Annotated in this window: 18 protein-coding genes; 4 read left to right on the top strand and 14 right to left on the bottom strand. The window is 60.7% G+C overall.

The features are described 5' to 3' along the window. Window positions 1–14 precede the first annotated feature (14 nt). The 6 genes from mgtA to JFT58_RS20905 form a co-directional block, all read right to left on the bottom strand. Entirely contained in the window at window positions 15–2,729 is a 2,715-nt protein-coding gene (gene mgtA / locus JFT58_RS20930) for a magnesium-translocating P-type ATPase (RefSeq protein ID WP_034127512.1), read from the bottom strand. A 236-nt stretch (window positions 2,730–2,965) separates the two neighbouring features. Next, window positions 2,966–3,259 carry a hypothetical protein gene (locus JFT58_RS20925; RefSeq protein ID WP_054897297.1) on the bottom strand — a complete coding sequence of 98 codons (294 nt, stop codon included), beginning with the start codon at window positions 3,257–3,259 and terminating at the stop codon, window positions 2,966–2,968. A 318-nt stretch (window positions 3,260–3,577) separates the two neighbouring features. Beyond that, window positions 3,578–4,189, bottom strand: coding sequence for a LysE family transporter (locus JFT58_RS20920; protein ID WP_054897296.1), 612 nt, complete (start codon window positions 4,187–4,189; stop codon window positions 3,578–3,580). Window positions 4,190–4,599: 410 nt separating this feature from the next. Next, on the bottom strand, window positions 4,600–5,082 hold the full coding sequence (locus JFT58_RS20915) for an arsenate reductase ArsC (RefSeq protein WP_054897295.1): 483 nt from the start codon (window positions 5,080–5,082) through the stop codon (window positions 4,600–4,602). A gap of 11 nt (window positions 5,083–5,093) precedes the next feature. Then, the gene (locus tag JFT58_RS20910) at window positions 5,094–6,377 is read right to left on the bottom strand and encodes an arsenic transporter (RefSeq protein ID WP_054897294.1); all 1,284 of its coding nucleotides are present in this window, start codon (window positions 6,375–6,377) and stop codon (window positions 5,094–5,096) included. Window positions 6,378–6,396: 19 nt separating this feature from the next. Continuing rightward, window positions 6,397–6,753 (bottom strand): metalloregulator ArsR/SmtB family transcription factor, encoded by a 357-nt coding sequence (locus JFT58_RS20905; RefSeq protein WP_034127507.1) that lies wholly within the window; start codon window positions 6,751–6,753, stop codon window positions 6,397–6,399. A 177-nt stretch (window positions 6,754–6,930) separates the two neighbouring features. Here JFT58_RS20905 and JFT58_RS20900 point away from each other — a divergent pair, with 177 nt between their 5' ends. The 4 genes from JFT58_RS20900 (at window position 6,931) to JFT58_RS20885 (ending at window position 8,748) form a co-directional block, all read left to right on the top strand. Next, entirely contained in the window at window positions 6,931–7,146 is a 216-nt protein-coding gene (locus JFT58_RS20900) for a hypothetical protein (RefSeq protein WP_003191339.1), read from the top strand. 71 nt (window positions 7,147–7,217) lie between these two features. Further along, window positions 7,218–7,913 carry an AzlC family ABC transporter permease gene (locus tag JFT58_RS20895; protein WP_054897293.1) on the top strand — a complete coding sequence of 232 codons (696 nt, stop codon included), beginning with the start codon at window positions 7,218–7,220 and terminating at the stop codon, window positions 7,911–7,913. After that, on the top strand, window positions 7,910–8,221 hold the full coding sequence (locus JFT58_RS20890) for an AzlD domain-containing protein (protein WP_014718527.1): 312 nt from the start codon (window positions 7,910–7,912) through the stop codon (window positions 8,219–8,221). The genes JFT58_RS20895 and JFT58_RS20890 overlap by 4 nt, the downstream gene beginning before the upstream one ends. 173 nt (window positions 8,222–8,394) lie before the next feature. Next, a complete protein-coding gene (locus JFT58_RS20885) occupies window positions 8,395–8,748 on the top strand; it encodes a hypothetical protein (RefSeq protein WP_054897292.1) in 354 nt (117 codons plus the stop codon). 148 nt (window positions 8,749–8,896) lie between these two features. Here JFT58_RS20885 and JFT58_RS20880 read toward each other — a convergent pair whose 3' ends face one another. The 8 genes from JFT58_RS20880 to ada all read right to left on the bottom strand — a co-directional run bounded on the left by JFT58_RS20880 (window position 8,897) and on the right by ada (window position 17,393). After that, a complete protein-coding gene (locus JFT58_RS20880; RefSeq protein WP_057975835.1) occupies window positions 8,897–9,601 on the bottom strand; it encodes a YoaK family protein in 705 nt (234 codons plus the stop codon). 69 nt (window positions 9,602–9,670) lie between these two features. Continuing rightward, complete coding sequence (locus tag JFT58_RS20875) at window positions 9,671–11,305, bottom strand: ABC-F family ATP-binding cassette domain-containing protein (protein WP_054897336.1); 1,635 nt, start codon at window positions 11,303–11,305, stop codon at window positions 9,671–9,673. Between the two features lie 123 nt (window positions 11,306–11,428). Continuing rightward, window positions 11,429–12,478 carry a DNA topoisomerase IB gene (locus tag JFT58_RS20870; RefSeq protein WP_034127504.1) on the bottom strand — a complete coding sequence of 350 codons (1,050 nt, stop codon included), beginning with the start codon at window positions 12,476–12,478 and terminating at the stop codon, window positions 11,429–11,431. Window positions 12,479–12,552: 74 nt separating this feature from the next. After that, on the bottom strand, window positions 12,553–13,632 hold the full coding sequence (modC, locus tag JFT58_RS20865) for a molybdenum ABC transporter ATP-binding protein (RefSeq protein ID WP_103299632.1): 1,080 nt from the start codon (window positions 13,630–13,632) through the stop codon (window positions 12,553–12,555). Window positions 13,633–13,637: 5 nt separating this feature from the next. Next, window positions 13,638–14,318, bottom strand: a complete 681-nt coding sequence (gene modB / locus JFT58_RS20860) for a molybdate ABC transporter permease subunit (RefSeq protein ID WP_054898423.1) — start codon at window positions 14,316–14,318, stop codon at window positions 13,638–13,640. Then, window positions 14,319–15,071, bottom strand: coding sequence for a molybdate ABC transporter substrate-binding protein (gene modA, locus JFT58_RS20855; protein ID WP_054898424.1), 753 nt, complete (start codon window positions 15,069–15,071; stop codon window positions 14,319–14,321). 112 nt (window positions 15,072–15,183) lie between these two features. Beyond that, the gene (locus tag JFT58_RS20850) at window positions 15,184–16,248 is read right to left on the bottom strand and encodes an NAD(P)H-dependent flavin oxidoreductase (RefSeq protein ID WP_054898425.1); all 1,065 of its coding nucleotides are present in this window, start codon (window positions 16,246–16,248) and stop codon (window positions 15,184–15,186) included. A gap of 71 nt (window positions 16,249–16,319) precedes the next feature. Further along, entirely contained in the window at window positions 16,320–17,393 is a 1,074-nt protein-coding gene (gene ada, locus JFT58_RS20845) for a bifunctional DNA-binding transcriptional regulator/O6-methylguanine-DNA methyltransferase Ada (protein WP_054898426.1), read from the bottom strand. Window positions 17,394–17,428: the final 35 nt, after the last annotated feature.

Here is a 17,428-nt window from a genome sequence, read left to right as displayed (position 1 = left end):
AACGGCGGGGAGGGTCAGTACCACTGCTTGAAGCGGCGGATGTAGATCGTCTTCATCAGTTGGGCGACGCAGCAGTAAGCCAGCAAGGTGCCCACCAGCCATGGGAAGTACGCCAGCGGCAGCGGTTGCAGGCCCACCAGGGTGCCCAGCGGTGAGAACGGCACGTAGATGCCCAGGGCGATCACGATGCAGGTCATCATCAACACCGGCCAGGCGGCCGTGCTCTGGAAGAACGGGATCTTGCGGGTGCGCAGCATATGCACCACCAGGGTTTGCGAGAGCAGCCCTTCGATAAACCAGCCGGACTGGAACAGCGTCTGCATTTCCACACTGTTGGCCGAGAACACGTACCACATCAGCGCAAAGGTGGTGATGTCGAAGATCGACGAGGTCGGCCCGATCCAGATCATGAAGCGTCCGATGTTTTTCGCATCCCACTTGCGTGGCTTGGCCAGGTATTCCTTGTCCATCTTGTCCCAAGGCAGGGCCAGTTGGGAGATGTCGTACATCAGGTTCTGCAGCAGCAGATGGATCGCCAGCATCGGCATGAACGGGATGAACGCACTGGCCACCAGCACCGAGAACACGTTGCCGAAGTTGGAGCTGGCAGTCATGTTCAGGTACTTCATGATATTGCCGAAGGTTTCGCGGCCCTTGAGCACGCCTTCTTCCAGCACCATCAGGCTCTTTTCCAGCAGGATGATGTCGGCCGATTCCTTGGCGATGTCGGTGCCGCTGTCCACCGAAATACCCACATCGGCATCCCGCAGCGCAGGTGCATCGTTGATACCGTCACCGAGGAAGCCGACGGTGTGACCGTTGGTTTGCAGCGCCTTGAGCACGCGGGATTTTTGCAGCGGCGTGAGCTTGGCGAATACGGTGCGCTCTTCTACGCGGCGCAGCAGGGTGGCGTCGTCCATGGCTTCGATTTCCACACCCAGCAGCGGCTGGCCGGGTTCCAGGCCAACCTGGCGGCAGATCTTGCTGGTGACCACGGCGTTGTCGCCGGTCAACACCTTGATCGCCACGCCAATCTGTTGCAGCGCCGCAATGGCCGGGCCTGCGGTTTCCTTCGGTGGGTCCAGGAACGTCAGGAAGCCCTGGATCACCAGGTTGCGTTCGTCGCTGGTGGTGTACTGCTGGCGTGCCAGCGCTTTAGGGATATTGCGGGTCGCTACCACCAGCACGCGGAAACCGTCTTCGTTGTAATCATTGGCGAGCGCCAGTAGCGCCTCACGACGGCGGTCATCCAGGGGCAAGGCTTCGCCGGCCTCCATGACATGGGTAGAAATGCTCAGCATCTCTTCCACCGCTCCCTTGCATACCAGCAACTGATCACCGGCGGCATCCTTGACCACGATCGACAGGCGACGACGGACAAAGTCGAACGGCAATTCATCGACCTTGCTGTAGGCAAACGGCACCTGGAACTTGGGGTTCTGTTCCGAGAACTGCACCACCGCCTGGTCCATCAGGTTTTTCATGCCGCTCTGGTGAAAGCTGTTGAGCCACGCCAGGGACAGCACGGCGTCATCGCGCTGGCCAAAGGCATTGACGTGATGCTCGAGGATGATCTTGTCCTGGGTGAGGGTGCCGGTCTTGTCAGTGCACAGCACATCCATCGAGCCGAAGTTCTGGATCGCATTGAGGCGCTTGACCACCACTTTGCGCTTGGCCATGGCCGTAGCCCCCTTGGCCAGGTTGGCGCTGACGATCATCGGCAGCATTTCCGGGGTAAGGCCGACGGCTACCGCCAGGGCAAACAGGAAGGCATCGCCCCAATCGCCCTTGGAGAAGCCATTGAGGAAAAACACGATGGGTACCATCACCAGCATGAAGCGGATCAGCAGCCAGCTGACACTGTTCACGCCCCGGTCGAAGGCGGTTTGCACCCGCGAGCCGACAATCGCCTTGGCCAGGGAGCCAAAGTAAGTGCGCGGCCCTGTTGCCACCACCACTGCTTTGGCGCGGCCGCTGACCACGTTGGTGCCCATGAAGCAGATGTTCGGCAAGTCCAGCAGGTTGCCCTGGTCGGCGGCCAGGGTAGAGGCGGACTTTTGCGTGACATCGCCCAGGGTGTCGTACTTCTCCACCGGCAAGGCTTCGCCGGTCAGCACGGCCTGGCTGATAAACAGGTCGCGGGACTCGATCAGGCGGATATCGGCGGGGATCATGTCGCCGGCTGACAGCTGCACGATGTCGCCGGCCACCAGGTCGCGCATCGGCACTTCGCGCAAGACCGGCTGGGCGCCAACCTGCTCGCGGCGCAGCACGGTGGCGGTGGTGCGTACCATGGCCTTGAGGGCTTCTGCGGATTTGGCCGAGCGGTGTTCTTGCCAGAAACGCAGCAGGCTGCTGAGCAACACCATGGTCATGATGATGATGACTTTGGTCAGGTCGACTTCTTCACCTGCCTGAAGTGGCAACCAATAGTCGGTGACAAAGCTGATACCGCCCAGGGTCAACAGCACGTAGATGAAGGGGTTGTTCAGTGCCTGCAGGAACTGGACGATAGCGTGTGGCGGCTTGTCATGGGCCACTTCGTTATAGCCTTCGCGTTGCAGGCGCGCCGAGGCGTCCAGTTCGGTCAGGCCGTCCTGGGTGGCGCGTACATTGGCGAGGGTGGCCGCCAGGCCATTGTGGGCTTCGCGGGCGGCACGCATCGACAGCCTGGTGTCGGCAGCGGTGCCATTTTTCTTGTGCAGAGGCGTGTTTTTTACGGCGCTCATTGTCTGTACTCCTGTCGCCAATTCTCGACAAAACATACCCTCTACTTACCTGCAGACAGGCGAGCGAAAGCATGCCGAGCCGCGGACTTCGCGATCGGTTAAAATAAAGTATTTAAATAACTTCTGAAGGGCCCGCTAACAGCAAGTTAGTTAACTAGCGTGCAGCAGGCTACTACTGGACGTGTTCATAAAGAACTCCAGGGTCATCAATAAGAAAGTTGCTGTTTCCAGCGAGGTCAGGCGGCGTGAGTACTCAGGTAGAAACCGAGCATCAAGCGCGCTTGCGCCAGGCAGGAAACCTGGGGTCTCTGCGGGTCTTGAGGGTCGGCATGATCCCAGTGCTGCACCAGGTGGCCGCTTTCAGGGCAGATACGCCAGTGCGCCAGCGGCGGGGCTGGGCGCACTTGAGGGGAGGGTGTGACAAAGATCGAGCGGCTTGGCGAAAAGCCCGCCGGCGCTCGGCACAGCTTGGCGCGCAGGGCTGCGACCAGTGTGCGCGTATCAGGCAAAACAAGGAGTTGGAAGGTCATAACACACCTCGGGACCGGACGGGCGACCGGTGAGGCAGTTACGGTGGAGCATCAAGCTCTAGCGCAGCTTACCGGACCTGGAACGCGAGTCCTGTCATATTCTGGGTTTGGCGCCCGATGCCCGCAAAGGCGGTGCTCGGACAGCGACTAGATACTGTGTCCATTGGCTTCTTTTGTGAGGTTTAAAAAAGGCCCCAGTTGCGGGCACGGGCAATCTACTCAGGGCGTCAGTGAATGTCAACGTATGATTAATTAAATTAACCAGTGTTCAGAGTTTGTTCAGACAAGAGGCGCGCGTAAGTTGTGAGTTGAATAACTTCATACACCTTGCGCGGCGAGGAGTGCCAGATAGATCAATACTAAACCGCAGGCCGCATAACTCACACGCTGCCAAGTCGGTGATGCGTTCTTGCGTAGCAGGTTCACCAAGGCGGCGGTAAGAAAACACGAGAGTACCGACGCCAGCATGAAGCCGGCAAAAAACATCAGGGTCTGTCCGTGACTGGGGGTGGTGCCGACAATCCCCGACAGTGCGCTTCCCAAGGCGCCCCAGTAGACGATGTTTTTCGGATTAGCCAAGGAAATCGCCGCGCCCACCGCCAACGCATTTTTGCCTGAGCTGGCAGGGGCATTGTCCATTGCCGGTAACTGCCAGGCATCAATCAGGCTGCGAATGCCCAGCCAGGCCAGGTACAGCGCGCAGACGATTGTAAGTGGAACCCGCACTGCATCATGCTGGATCAGCAGTGCGATACCGGTGAGGCCAATCACGGCCCAGACGGCGTCGCCCACCAGTGAGCCGAACTGCACCAGCAACGCCGGCGTGAAGCCATGGAGCAAGCCGCGGCGCAGAGTCTCTGCCAGCACGGCGCCGGGGGAAAGGCAAAATACAAAACCGAATACCAGCGCATAGACAAAGATCGACAGCATGCTCAGTTCCTTTCGAGAAAGTGCCAGAGCATACGTCAGTCCGGGAGAGGGATACCACGCCCTCTGTAGGAACGCCCGCGATGGCGGCGCGTCAGCGACTGAATCTTCAACTGAACCACCGCTATCGCAGGCAAGCCAGCTCCCACACTGGCCGTGTATTGCCCACAGGATCAGCGCCCGGCACAGATCCCCTGTGGGAGCGGGCTTGCTCGCGAAGGCGGTGTGTCAGCCACTGAATCTTTAACTGAATCACCGCTTTCGCAGGCAAGCCAGCTCCCACATTGGCCATGCATTGCCCACAGAATCAGCGCCCCCTGTAGGAGCGAGCTTGCTCGCGAAAAACTTCAACGATAACGCGTGTTGCCTGAATGATCGCGGTGCCTATGAGTTTTTCGCGAGCAAGCTCGCTCCTACACAGGCTGCGGCGTTGAGGCAATGCGGTGGAGTTCAGCCTTCAATTCATCCGGCGATAGACGTGCAAAGGGCAGCGCAAAAAACGCCTCGCAGCGTGCGGTGATAATGTCGAGGGTGGCCTTGAATGCTGCCTCTACTTGCGCCTCGTTACCCTGCACTTCGGAAGGGTCCTCCAGGCCCCAATGCGTCTTCACCGCTGGGCCGAAATATACTGGGCACGCTTCACCGGCTGCTTTATCGCACACGGTGATGACCACATCAGGCGGGCTGTCTTGAAAGGCCTCATTGCCCTTGCTGTACAAACCTTCGATGCTGATGCCCGCCGCCTCCAGCGTACTCAGGCTACGGGGCAACACCTGGCCCCTGGGAAAACTGCCCGAGCTGATCGCCTCGAATCCCTCCGGCGCCAGGTGATTGAACATCGCTTCGGACAAGATGCTGCGGCAGCTGTTGGCGGTACACATGAACAGCACTTTCATTGCAGTCTCCATTAGACGCTCAGGCGCAAGGCGAGGGCGGCGAGGGTGATCAGCAGGACGGGCAGGGTCAGCACGATCCCGACCTTGAAGTAGTAACCCCAGGTGATGGTGATGCCTTTGCGTGCCAGGATATGCAACCACAACAAGGTGGCCAGGCTGCCGATGGGGGTGATTTTCGGGCCCAGGTCGCTGCCGATCACATTGGCGTAGATCATCGCGTCCTTGACCACGCCCACGGCATGGCTGGACTCGATGGACAACGCGCCAATCAGCACGGTCGGCAGGTTATTCATGGCTGATGAGAGCAGCGCGGTCAGCACCCCGGTGCCCATGGCCGCGCCCCACACACCATAGGTGGCGAAGGTATCGAGCCAGGTGGCCAGGTAGTCGGTCAGGCCGGCGTTACGCAGGCCATAGACCACCAGGTACATGCCCAGGGAAAAAATCACGATCTGCCACGGGGCTTCCTTGAGGACCTTGCACGTGGAAATCTGATGACCTTTGGCAGCAATCACCAGCAGCAGTACCGCACAGAACGCCGAGATCGCACTGATGGGAATGCCCAACGGTTCCAGGGCGAAACAGCCGACCAGCAAAATACCGAGTACCCACCAGCCGGCACGAAAGGTCGCACGGTCATGGATGGCACTGGCGGGGTCTTCCAGGTCGGACGGGTTGTAGGTCTGCGGAATATCCCGGCGGAAAAACCACAGCAGCACCGCGAGCGTGGCGGCGACACTGACCAGGTTCACCGGCACCATCACCGCGGCGTATTCGTTGAAGCCAATCTTGAAATAGTCCGCCGAGACGATATTCACCAGGTTCGACACCACCAGCGGCAGGCTCGCCGTGTCGGCGATAAACCCTGCGCCCATGACGAAGGCCAGCGTCGCCGCCGGGGAAAAGCGCAAGGCCAGCAGCATCGACATCACGATAGGCGTCAGGATCAACGCCGCACCGTCGTTGGCAAACAGCGCCGATACCAGCGCACCCAGCAACACCATATAGGCAAACAACCGCCGGCCGCGGCCACGCCCCCAGCGCGCCACATGCAGCGCCGTCCAGGCGAAGAAACCGGCTTCGTCCAGCAACAGGCTGATGATGATCAGCGCGACGAAGGTGCCGGTGGCGTTCCAGATGATCTGCCACACCGCCGGGATGTCCGCCAGGCTGATCACCCCGCAGGCCAGCGCCAGGATCGCGCCCAGTGTGGCACTCCAGCCGACGCCCAGGCCCTTGGGTTGCCAGATGACCAGCACGATGGTGACGAGGAAAATCGCAATTGCGACAAGCATGAATAAACGCTCCGATGGCTCAGCAGCAGGTGCTGGCCCGTTGTGGTCTGTCGCCCATTGCATTCAGACGCAGTGCGTCATCCTGCAACCATGGCTGGTTGGCTTGCAGAGTGGTGTCCAGCACCTGAGTAACCCAGGCGGGCAGTGCCGGATTGATGCGGTAGTAGATCCATTGCCCTTGACGTCGGTCCACCAGTAGCCCGCAACTGCGCAATTGCGCGAGATGGCGGGAGATTTTTGGCTGGCTGTCGTCCAAGGCATGGATCAACTCACACACGCAAAGTTCGCCCTCGCGCAGGATCAGTAAGGTCACCCGTGCACGGGTGGCATCGGCCAGGCACTTGAACAGGGTGGGAGGAGAGAAGAGGTCTGACATGGTCAAGGACTTTTCAAGTAGAGATATTCGAATATACGTATTTGCATATATATAGGTCAAATCTTGTTTCAATTGATATGGATCAAAACCCTTTGAAAGCGCCACAACTGTTTGAAATTAAAATGAAACACAAATGTCCTAACGTGCCTGCCCATTGCTGATGAAGGAAGACCCCGCGTGACCCGAGCCACCCGCAACCTGCGCAAGACCCTGGATTCCGTCGCGGAAAATAACGAAACCGCGGCCTTTGACCTGATGCGCGCCGTGGAAAAACTCGGCGATGAAGTGCTGCGCCAGCGCCTGCTCAATACCATCCACCGGCTGAACCAGGATGCGTATGAATTGCGCGAAGCCCGGGATTCGGTGGAGCAGGTTTCGGTAAAGCTCGCCTGAGCAAGATCGTTCAAGACAAGCTTTCGTTCGCGCTGGCATGCTTGTCGACTGTCTGTCGATGAGCCGCTTCCATGCCCACTGCATTACCTCATTACGCCTTCACCCGCGGCGCCATCGCCGTCATTCCCTTATCCCTGGCCTGTGCGCCCTGGGGGTTGCTGGCCGGCTCCATGGCCATTGACGCGCAATTTACCCCGCTGCAAGCCCAAGGCTTGTCTGCCATTGTGTTTGCCGGTGCCGCACAACTGGTGGCCATCGGCATGGTCAAGAGCGGTGCCAGCCTGATTTCCATCGTGCTGACCACTTTGCTGCTCACATCCCAGCATCTGCTCTATGGCATGCACATGCGTCCTACGCTGTCTTCGCTCAACACCCGTTGGCGCATGAGCCTGGGGTTCTTGTTGACCGATGAATTCTTTGCCCTGGTCAACCACTACGACCGCGAGACCTTCAACCGCTGGTACGCCCTGGGCGTCGGCCTGACGTTTTACCTGGTCTGGAACCTCTTCACCCTTGCCGGCATTGTGCTGGGCAAAAGCATTCCCGGCCTTGATCAATTGGGGCTGGAGTTCTCGATTGCCGCGACCTTTATCGCCTTGATCACCCCTGTGGTGCGCGACGTGCCCACGGTGGTATGCGTTGCCGTGGCACTGCTGAGCTCGGTCTGGTTGAGTTATCTGCACTGGGAGTCGGCGGTGGTGGTCTCGGGTGTGTTGGGGATGAGCGCGGGGTTTGCCTGTAAACGGCTGGGAGTGGGGCAACGATGATTTACCTGATGATTGTGGCCATGGGCCTGGTGGTGTTCTTCAACCGTTACCTGTTTATCGAGCCGCGCTTGCCAGTACGGCTCAATCGCGGTGCGCGTGAATTTCTGGGCTTCGCCGTGCCGGGCATGCTCACCGCGATCTGCGGGCCGATTATTTTCCTGGCTGACCATCGGCTCAACCTGAGCCCGAGCAACCCTTATCTGCTGGCCGGCATCTGCGCCGTGGCGTTGATGTACTGGACGCGCAGCGTGTTGACCACGGTGCTATTGAGCATGGCGCTGTTCTATCTGTTCCGTTGGTGGTTTTGACACCCGGGCAAAAAAAAAGCCCGCGGGGTGGCGGGCAGAAGGGAGACTTCTAAAAAATGAGCCTGGCCACTATAGGCGGCGTGTTTGCCCTTCACAGTGAAACAAAGTTCATGGGCGCGTCAGTTGGCAGACGCACAGTGGTAGAGTCACGGTTTTTCCAAGGAAGCAATGGCATGCACAAAGTGGTAATGGGCGCATTGATACTGGCGGCACTGACCGGTTGCGCCGGTTCGAAGATGAAGGAAGCGCGCGCAGGCAGCCCCTACAAGACCCTGGCATCAGACAAGGCCACTCTGGTCGTTGCCCAGTGCATCCAGTTCGGCTGGCAGGATGAAAGCGTGTTCGGCGTCGATGCTGGCGGCTTCAAGGAAGCGACCGAGGCGGGTGGTTTTACGGTGTATACCACCGGTGGCGATTACTTTGTCGATGTACTCAGCACCGGCGCGGGTTCTACGGTCAACTACTATGCAGCACAGGACAATATGCCGGCCAAACGTCGCCTGGCAGCACTGGCCACTTGTCTGTAAGTCGGTTGCCTTAGCCATATTCCGAAATGCCTGGCGGGACAGCCGCTGGGCATTGGCCTATGATTCACTTGCTCGTTCGACGTGATGGCTCTTTACCGGTACACGGATGTCGAGGCTTAAACGTCGAACGAGCTCCTCCACCCCAACCTCACCGGGGCATGAAACCCAAGTGCCAGCGTCGCGGAATCAACAGTGTCGCCACCCCCAAGGCCGCAGCCAACGCACCACTGACCCACAATGCGCGCAGGCCCATCTGCTGTTCCAGCAGTGCACCGATCACAGCGCCAATGAACATCCCGCCCCACGGAATCAATTGCACGCGCCAGCCATTGCGGCGCTCCCCCAATAACCAACGGCCGAGCCCGCGACCAAAGCGTGACAGCGCTCCGGTGACGTAGGTCAGCCCCACCGGCAGCCCGTTCACTTCCTCGACGGCCGCGTTGAGCATGCCCATGGCAATGATAGCTGCGAGCAACGCGGGCAAGGTGTCGGTCGATGGCCACAACGCCGCAGCGCAGAGCAAGGCGCCGATGCACAGTAATAAGGGCAACGCATGGCGCTTGCTGAAACGGCTGACCAGCACGCCCAAGGCATTGCCGACCACGAAGGTGGTGACCAGCAATACCAGGCGCCCGGTGAGCCCCAGGTCGCCCGCACTGATGGCCACCGCCAGGCGCGTGGTGTTACCACTCATGAACGAGACGAAATCGCCGCTGGCCATAAAACCGATCGCATCGGTCATGCCCGCCAGCACCGACAGGCAGGCCACCAGCATCAAGCCCACGCGCCCGCGCCAGCGCTGACGACGGGCGAGCGTGGCATTGGTGTAAGGCTTGCGGGACGAAGGCAGCATGGGGCTGGTTTCCTCGGTGAGATTATCCGGCCACTACCGTAGGGCGCTTTGCCTGTCCGCGCAATGACCTCAGACACGCTCCAGTTGCCAGCCGGTGGCGTGCCACGTCAGATGGTGAGTCGGCTCGATCGCCTGCAAGAATGCCTCGTCGTGTGATACGGCCAGCAGCGCGCCGGTAAACCCCTTCAAAGCCTGCTCAAACGCTAGCACTGACTCCAGGTCCAGGTGATTGGTGGGTTCATCCAACAACAGTAATTGCGCCGGTGTATCACGCCACAAGGCCAGGGCCATCGCGGCTTTCAAGCGCTCGCCGCCGCTGAGTTGCCCTGCCGGCTGCGTAACCCGCAGCGCGTCCAGCTGCAAAAACGCCAGACGTGTGCGCAGTTCGGCTTCGGCCAGCGGCGTGTCGAGCAGGTTGAGTTGCTCGACAAGGCTGCGCCGGTCGTCCAGCAGCGCCAGGTGCTGATCAATGTACGCACTGGGCACCGCTACGCTGCACTTGCCACTGACCGCCTGCCAGTGGCCGGCCAGCAGTTTGAGCAAGGTCGATTTGCCGCAACCGTTCGGCCCACGCACGGCAACGCGAGCCGGACCTGTCAGGTTTAGCGTCAGGTAGCTGACGGGCGCCAGGGGATCGAGCCAGGGCAATTGCGCCTGCTCCAGCACCAGTACCTGGCGGCCATTGGGGACCGTCGAGCCTGATAATGCGAGCAGTGTGGGCGTCTCATCCGCCACGCGCTCGTAAGCCTGGCGCACCTGGGCGTCGAGTTGGTTTTTGCACGCATGATGGGCGCTACGCACGCTGCTGACGATCTCCTTTGCTGCGCTTTTCCAGCGCGCCTTGGTAAAACGGTCGACGTTGGCGGTCTCGGCCTGTTTACGTGCGCGTGCGGCATGGCGCTGCAGGTCGTCGTGGTCTTTTTGCAGACGCCGACGCTCACGGCTGCGGGCCAGACGCGCCTGTTCCCACGCAGCAATCGCGGCCTGCTGGTGAGTATCGCGTTGCTGGCGATAGGCGTCGTAGTTGCCGCCGTAGACCTGAATGCCAAGGGGCGAAAGCTCAATGATGCGACCCATGACGTTGAGCAACTGTCGATCATGGCTGACCACCACCAGGCCACCTCGCCAATCGCGCAACACACGCAACAGCCAATCGCGCCCGGCAGCATCAAGGTGGTTACTGGGCTCATCCAGAATCAGCAACTGCGGCGCAGCCAACAACGCCCCGATCAGCGCGACCCTGGCGAGTTGGCCACCGCTGAGTTGATCGGCCGGGGTACTGGCACTGAGGGTCTGCAAACCCGCTGCATCCAGTGCCTGGCGCAGGCGCTCGGCGAGGTCCCAGCGATCGTCGATCAGTTCCAGGTCACCGAGGCGTGCATCGCCCTGGGCCATACGTGCAAGGGCAGCCAAGGCTGCGGCAGTTGCGGTGATATCGGCGATGGTTTGCCCTGGTTGAGCCGTGATGGCCTGGGGCACATAGGCAACGTGGGCCGGTTTTTTCAACGTGCCGGAGGAGGGCAGCAGCACGCCGGCCATCAACTTGGCCAGGATACTTTTGCCCCGTCCATTGCGCCCGACGATACCGGTAGGCGTTTGATCAATGGACAGGTTCACGTCGGCCAGCAAGGTTTCGCCATTGGCGAACTGGAAAGACAGGTGTTGCAGGGAAACAAGAGCGGGCAGCCGTTTGACGTCAGTCATCAGCACCTCCAAAAAAATGTCGAACAGGCCAACAAGCGCGCCAGCGGCTCGTTGCAGATACATTTTGGAAGGCTTAGATGTTCACGTCGGCGGTCATCCCGTGAGTCAGAAGGGAGGCAGAGCCTAACCCACCTTAACTTTGTGCGGCAAGTCTTCGGCCAGTTTTTCCAGGAACATCGCCAGCGCGACTTCTTCGGCTTTCAAGCCTTTGCGCACCCGCGGCTTGGGCAACTTCGACAATTCGCCGAGGCTGAAATGCTCGAGCACCGCCGGGTGGATATAGCACTTGCGGCACACCGCCGGCGTATTGCCCAACTGCCGGGAGACATCCTTGACCATCGCCACCACATGCCGCTTGGCGTCGGATTCGGGCTGCCACGCCAACTCGCGCAACACCGCCAGCGCCATTGCTGTACCAGCCCAGGTGCGGTAGTCCTTGGCGGTAAAGTCTTCGCCGGTCAGGCTGTGCAGGTAGTCGTTGACATCCTGGGAGCTGACGGTATGCCGCTCACCGTCTTCGTCCAGGTACTGGAACAGGTTTTGCCCTGGCAATTCCATGCAACGCTTGACCACCCGGGCCAGGCGCCGATCCTTGACGCTGACTTGGTGCTCCACGCCACTCTTGCCACGAAACTGGAACTGGATCTCACTGCCCTTGATGTCCACATGGCGGTTGCGCAAGGTGGTCAGCCCGTAGGATTTGTTTTCACGGGCATATTGGGTATTGCCGACGCGGATCAGCGTGGCGTCCAGCAACATCACCACCGTGGCCAACACCTTTTCGCGGGTAAACCCCGGCTCGGCGATTTGAGCTTCGAGCTGTTTGCGCAATTTGGGCAACGCGGCGCCAAAAGCCTGCAAGCGCGAGTACTTGTCGCTGTCGCGCACCTCGCGCCAGCGTGGGTGGTAACGGTATTGCTTGCGGCCACGGGCGTCGCGGCCGGTGGCTTGCAGGTGGCCGCGAGGGTCGGCACAGATCCACACGTCGGTGTAGGCGGGCGGCACCGCCAAGGCGTTCAGGCGTTTTATTTCGTCCGCGTCGGTAATGCGCTCGCCCTTGGCGTTCAGATACTGGAACTTGCCTCGCACTTTTTTACGGCGGATGCCGGGCTGGGTGTCATCCACATAATGCAGGTCGCGGGGCAGGTCGGCGGGTAGCGAAGAGTCAGGCATGGGGCGGGTTCCTTGGCAACAAATCAGGCCGGTATGTCTGATTGACCGCAGCACCCTGCGGTCGTGCCAAATGGTTAAGCCAGCACCGCCACCGCCTTGATTTGCGCCCACAGTGTCTGGCCCGGATGCAGTTGCAACTGGTCGTGTGAGAAGCGCGTGATGCGTGCCAGCAAGGGCGTGCCGCCGGCGTCGAGGCGCACCAGCACGTGGGCGCTGTTGTCCGCGCCAATAGTCTGGGTGACGGTCACCGGCAAGCGGTTGAGGATGCTGCTGTGTTCCTGGGCCTGCAGGCTCAGGCTTACATCCCGTGCCTGGACCTTGACCCGCAGCGGGCTGCCCACCGCCAGCGGGACATGGGCCACGCGCATCTGCAACGGGCAATCGGGCAACTGCAGAGTGAGCAACTGATAGTGCGCGTCGTAGGCAACGACGCTGCCGGCGATCACCACGCCGGCATCGTCGCCCAGCGCCAAGGGCAGGTCGAGGCGCGCCAGGGTCTCGCCGATCGGGCCGCTGGCCAGGGCCTTGCCGTCGCTGAGCAAGACAATATGGTCGGCCAGTCGCGCCACTTCGTCCTGGGCATGGCTGACGTACAGCACCGGGATATCCAGCTCGTCGTGCAGGCGTTCCAGGTAAGGCAATATCTCGCTTTTGCGCTGGCTGTCCAGGGCCGCCAGTGGTTCATCCATCAACAACAACTTGGGGCTGGTGAGCAAGGCGCGGGCGATGCCGATGCGTTGGCGCTCGCCGCCGGACAAGTGTTGCGGGTGACGCTCAAGCAAGTGCCCGATGCCCAACAGTTCGGTGGCCTGCGCCAAGTCCACGCGCCGTTGCGGGCGCGGAATACGTTTGAGGCCGAACTCCAGATTGGCGCGCACCGACAGGTGCGCAAACAGGCTCGCCTCCTGGAACACATAGCCCAGAGCGCGTTTATGCGGCGGTACAAACATCCCTTTGCTGCTGTCTTGCCAGACCTCGCCGTTGACTTGTACAAAACCGTGTTCGGCGCGTTCCAATCCGGCGATGCAGCGCAGGCACGTGGTCTTGCCGGAGCCAGAATGCCCGTACAGCGCGCTCACGCCACGGCCGGGCAATTGCAGGTCAACATCCAGTGTGAAGGCGCAATACTTCAGGTGCAGGCGTATATCCATCATCGCGATCAGCTCCAGCCCATCTTGGTTTTACGGCTGGAATAGAGCGCCAGCAACACGAGGAAGGCGAACACCACCATGGCCCCGGCCAGCCAATGGGCCTGGGCATATTCCATGGCTTCGACGTGGTCGTAGATCTGCACCGAGACGACACGGGTCTTGTCCGGGATATTGCCGCCGATCATCAGCACCACGCCGAACTCACCGACGGTATGGGCAAAGCCCAGGATCGAGGCGGTGATAAACCCAGGGCGTGCCAGCGGCAGGATCACCGTGAAAAACGTGTCCCACGGGTTGGCGCGCAAGGTCGCGGCCACTTCCAGCGGGCGCGTGCCGATGCTAGAAAACGCATTCTGCAACGGCTGCACCACGAAGGGCATGGAGTAGATCACCGAGCCAATCACCAGCCCGGCGAAACTGAAGGTGAGGGTGCCCACGCCCAGCCATTGGGTGAACTGGCCGACGTACCCGTTGGGCCCCATGGCCAACAGCAAGTAAAAGCCGATGACCGTTGGCGGCAACACCAACGGCAGTGCGACCACTGCGCCGATGGGGCCGCACCACTTGGAACGGGTGCGCGACAGCCACAGGGCGATCGGTGTGCCGATGATCAATAGGATCAGGGTGGTCAGTGAGGCCAGTTTGAGGGTCAACCAGATCGCAGAAAAATCAGCACTCGTCAGGGGCATTTACAGCTCGTAACCGTAGGATTTGATAACGGCAGCCGCTTTCGGGCCTTTGAGGTAGTCAACCAGAGCCTTGGCGGCGGCGCTGTCCTTGCCCTTGTTGAGGATTACGGCGTCCTGTTTGATCGGGTCATGCAGGGACGCCGGAACAATCCACGCCGAACCGCCGGTGACTTTGCCGTCTTTGTAGATCTGCGACAAGGCCACAAAACCCAGCTCGGCGTTGCCGGTAGACACAAACTGATAAGCCTGGGTGATGTTCTGGCCCTCGACGAGCTTGTCCTTGACCTGGTCGCTCAAGCCTTCCCTGGCCAGCAATTGGGTGGCGGCCAGGCCGTAGGGCGCTGTTTTGGGGTTGGCGATGGACAAGTGCTTGAATTGGTTTTTCTTCAGCACATCACCCTTGGCATCCACATAGCCTTCTTTGGCCGACCACAGCGCCAGGGTGCCGACCGCGTAGGTGAAGCGTGAACCCTTGACCGTAGCGCCTTCGCTTTCGAGTTTTTGCGGGGTCGTGTCATCGGCGCTGAGGAACACCTCAAATGGCGCGCCGTTCTTGATCTGAGTGTAGAACTGCCCGGTGGCACCGTAAGCCGCGACCAGTTTATGGCCGGTGTCTTTCTCGAAGTCGGCGGCAATCGCCTGGATCGGGGCGGTGAAGTTGGCGGCCACGGCCACCTGCACTTCATCGGCATGGGCCGTACCCAAGGCAAAGGCGGCAAGCAGGGGGGCCAGGCGCGAAACGCGGGTCATCATGAAGCAACTCCTTGAAGGTGTACGGCAGGTTGTAGGTAAAAAGGCTTACCGCTATGTATGGGAATATATAGCGGTAGGCTGTTGCCGGTACAGCACCAAGTTGCTGCGCAGGTCAGTCGCGGGTGAATCTGGCTATCGCGTGCTCGGCCAATTCGCGGGTCAGGTCATAGGTGGACAGGTCTTTGCCCAGCCTCAGGGCCTGGCCTGCCCACAGGTTACTGAAACCGGCTTCATCCTTGGCCTTGAGTGGCATTAATGCGCCTCCGGCTTTGGGGAACGCCGGCGCCGTCGGGTTGATTGCGCCGAGCTCACGCATCACCCGGTTGACGATGCCCCGCGCCGGGCGGCCGGTAAACAGGTTGGTCAGCGCGGTTTCGCTGGCTTGGGCATGGCGCAGCGCATGGTGATGGGAGGCGCTTACCGTAGCTTCGGGTGTGAACAGGTATGCCGTGCCGACCTGCACTGCCGAAGCGCCCAGCGCAAAGGCGGCGACGATGCCGCGCGCATCGCCGATTCCGCCCGCAGCAATCACCGGCACGCTGACCGCGTCGACAATCTGCGGTAGCAGCGCCATCAAGCCGATCTGGCTGTTGAGGTCATCGCTGAGAAACAGGCCACGATGCCCACCAGCTTCGATGCCCATGGCGATAATCGCGTCGCAGCCGTGCTGCTCCAGCCACACGGCTTCCTCGACAGTGGTGGCCGATGACAGCACCTTGGCACCGGTGGCTTTTACCCGGTCCAGCAAAGACTTCTCTGGCAGGCCAAAATGAAAGCTCACCACTTCTGGCCGAAACGCTTCCACTACCTGGCAGGCTGCGTCATTGAACGGCGCGCGGTTGGACACCGGGGTTGGCGCATCGAAGTCGGCGCCCAGCTCATAGTAGTAAGGTTGCAGCAAGGCCTTCCAAGCCTGGTCCCGCGCGTCATCGGCATCGGGCGGTTGATGGCAGAAGAAGTTGATGTTCAGCGGCGCATGACTGGCCTGGCGAATGAGAGCCAAGGCATCGCGCAGTTGCTCCAGGCTCAGCGCCGCCGCAGGCATCGAGCCCAGGGCTCCGGCTTGCTGGGCGGCGATGACCATGGCGGTGGTCGTCGCGCCAGCCATCGGCGCCTGGATGATCGGCACCTCAATGCCCAACAGGTCAAGAATGCGGGTGTCTGGCCAGGTGCTCATGGGGTGCTTCTCCAGCGTTAGTAGGGCTTTTCGCTGTTTTAGCAGGGCAATCAGCACCCGGCCAGTCTGTTTTATTCACTGGACGGAAGCGGCGTTTTGTGGGGCTGGGTTTCGCGCTCGAGTAACTGGCGCTTGCGCTCTACGCCCCAGCGGTAGCCCGACAGCTCGCCATTGCTGCGCACCACGCGATGACAGGGAATCGCCACCGCCAGGTGGTTGGCACCGCAAGCCTGGGCCACGGCGCGAAAGGAGGAGGGGGCACCGATACGCTCGGCAATCTGCGCATAGCTGGCGGTGCTGCCCGCAGGGATTTCGCGCAACGCCTGCCACACCCGCTCCTGAAAGGCTGTGCCGCGCAGGTCCAAGGGCAAATCCAGGCCCAAGGCAGGGGCCTCGACAAAGCCGACGACGTGGGCCACCAGTTGTTCGAAACCCTGATCCGCGCCGATCAACTCAGCTTTGGGAAACTGGTCTTGCAGGTCGCGCACCAGTTTGTCCGGATCATCACCCAATAAAATCGCACACACGCCACGTTGGCTTTGCGCCACCAGAATCGCCCCCAGCGAGCACTGGCCAACGGCAAAGCGGATGGTGTTATTGGCGCCGCCGCCTTTGTAGTCTCCAGGTCTCATGCCGAGCACTTGGTCGGCGGCTTCATAAAAGCGGCTATTGGAATTAAAGCCCGCGTCATACAGGGTGTCCGTCACCGAATGCTGGCCCTTGAGGCCGTCGCGCACTCTGCGCGAACGCAGGGCGCTGGCGTAACCCTTGGGGGTCAACCCGGTATTGGCTTTGAATACGCGGTGGAAGTGAAAGGGACTCAGCCCGGCGCATCGGGCCAGCATGTCCAGGCTAGGCGGGGTTTCGGCCTGTTCGATTTGCCGGCAGGCCTCGGCCACCAATTGCCCATGGTGAGCGGCCAACTGGGTCTGGTCGCCGGCAGCGCGTTTACTGGGACGATAACCGGCGGCTTCGGCCTGCGCCGGCGTGTCGAAAAACTCGACATTCTCCGGGCGCGGCAAACGCGAAGCGCTGCTGGGGCGGCAATACACGCCGGTGGTTTTCACGCCGTAGACAAACAAGGCGTCGGCCTTGGCATCACGGGCAATAATGGCAGCCCAGCGCGGATCGTGTTCGTTGTTCATGGCCTGCACTCTTGACGGTTCAGGAGCAGATTAAG

It is taken from the genome of Pseudomonas sp. MF6767 (assembly GCF_016405475.1).
GTDB lineage: Bacteria > Pseudomonadota > Gammaproteobacteria > Pseudomonadales > Pseudomonadaceae > Aquipseudomonas > Aquipseudomonas paracarnis.
The sequence above is the reverse complement of the archived record's forward strand: the minus strand, read 5'-3'. Positions and strand labels throughout refer to the sequence as shown.

Coding starts and splice junctions, on each gene's coding strand:
- mgtA (WP_034127512.1), bottom strand. CDS start 2,729: ATGAGCGCCGTAAAAAACACGCCTCTGCACAAGAAAAATGGCACCGCT.
- JFT58_RS20925 (WP_054897297.1), bottom strand. CDS start 3,259: ATGACCTTCCAACTCCTTGTTTTGCCTGATACGCGCACACTGGTCGCA.
- JFT58_RS20920 (WP_054897296.1), bottom strand. CDS start 4,189: ATGCTGTCGATCTTTGTCTATGCGCTGGTATTCGGTTTTGTATTTTGC.
- JFT58_RS20915 (WP_054897295.1), bottom strand. CDS start 5,082: ATGAAAGTGCTGTTCATGTGTACCGCCAACAGCTGCCGCAGCATCTTG.
- JFT58_RS20910 (WP_054897294.1), bottom strand. CDS start 6,377: ATGCTTGTCGCAATTGCGATTTTCCTCGTCACCATCGTGCTGGTCATC.
- JFT58_RS20905 (WP_034127507.1), bottom strand. CDS start 6,753: ATGTCAGACCTCTTCTCTCCTCCCACCCTGTTCAAGTGCCTGGCCGAT.
- JFT58_RS20895 (WP_054897293.1), top strand. CDS start 7,218: ATGCCCACTGCATTACCTCATTACGCCTTCACCCGCGGCGCCATCGCC.
- JFT58_RS20890 (WP_014718527.1), top strand. CDS start 7,910: ATGATTTACCTGATGATTGTGGCCATGGGCCTGGTGGTGTTCTTCAAC.
- JFT58_RS20885 (WP_054897292.1), top strand. CDS start 8,395: ATGCACAAAGTGGTAATGGGCGCATTGATACTGGCGGCACTGACCGGT.
- JFT58_RS20880 (WP_057975835.1), bottom strand. CDS start 9,601: ATGCTGCCTTCGTCCCGCAAGCCTTACACCAATGCCACGCTCGCCCGT.
- JFT58_RS20875 (WP_054897336.1), bottom strand. CDS start 11,305: ATGACTGACGTCAAACGGCTGCCCGCTCTTGTTTCCCTGCAACACCTG.
- JFT58_RS20870 (WP_034127504.1), bottom strand. CDS start 12,478: ATGCCTGACTCTTCGCTACCCGCCGACCTGCCCCGCGACCTGCATTAT.
- modC (WP_103299632.1), bottom strand. CDS start 13,632: ATGATGGATATACGCCTGCACCTGAAGTATTGCGCCTTCACACTGGAT.
- modB (WP_054898423.1), bottom strand. CDS start 14,318: ATGCCCCTGACGAGTGCTGATTTTTCTGCGATCTGGTTGACCCTCAAA.
- modA (WP_054898424.1), bottom strand. CDS start 15,071: ATGATGACCCGCGTTTCGCGCCTGGCCCCCCTGCTTGCCGCCTTTGCC.
- JFT58_RS20850 (WP_054898425.1), bottom strand. CDS start 16,248: ATGAGCACCTGGCCAGACACCCGCATTCTTGACCTGTTGGGCATTGAG.
- ada (WP_054898426.1), bottom strand. CDS start 17,393: ATGAACAACGAACACGATCCGCGCTGGGCTGCCATTATTGCCCGTGAT.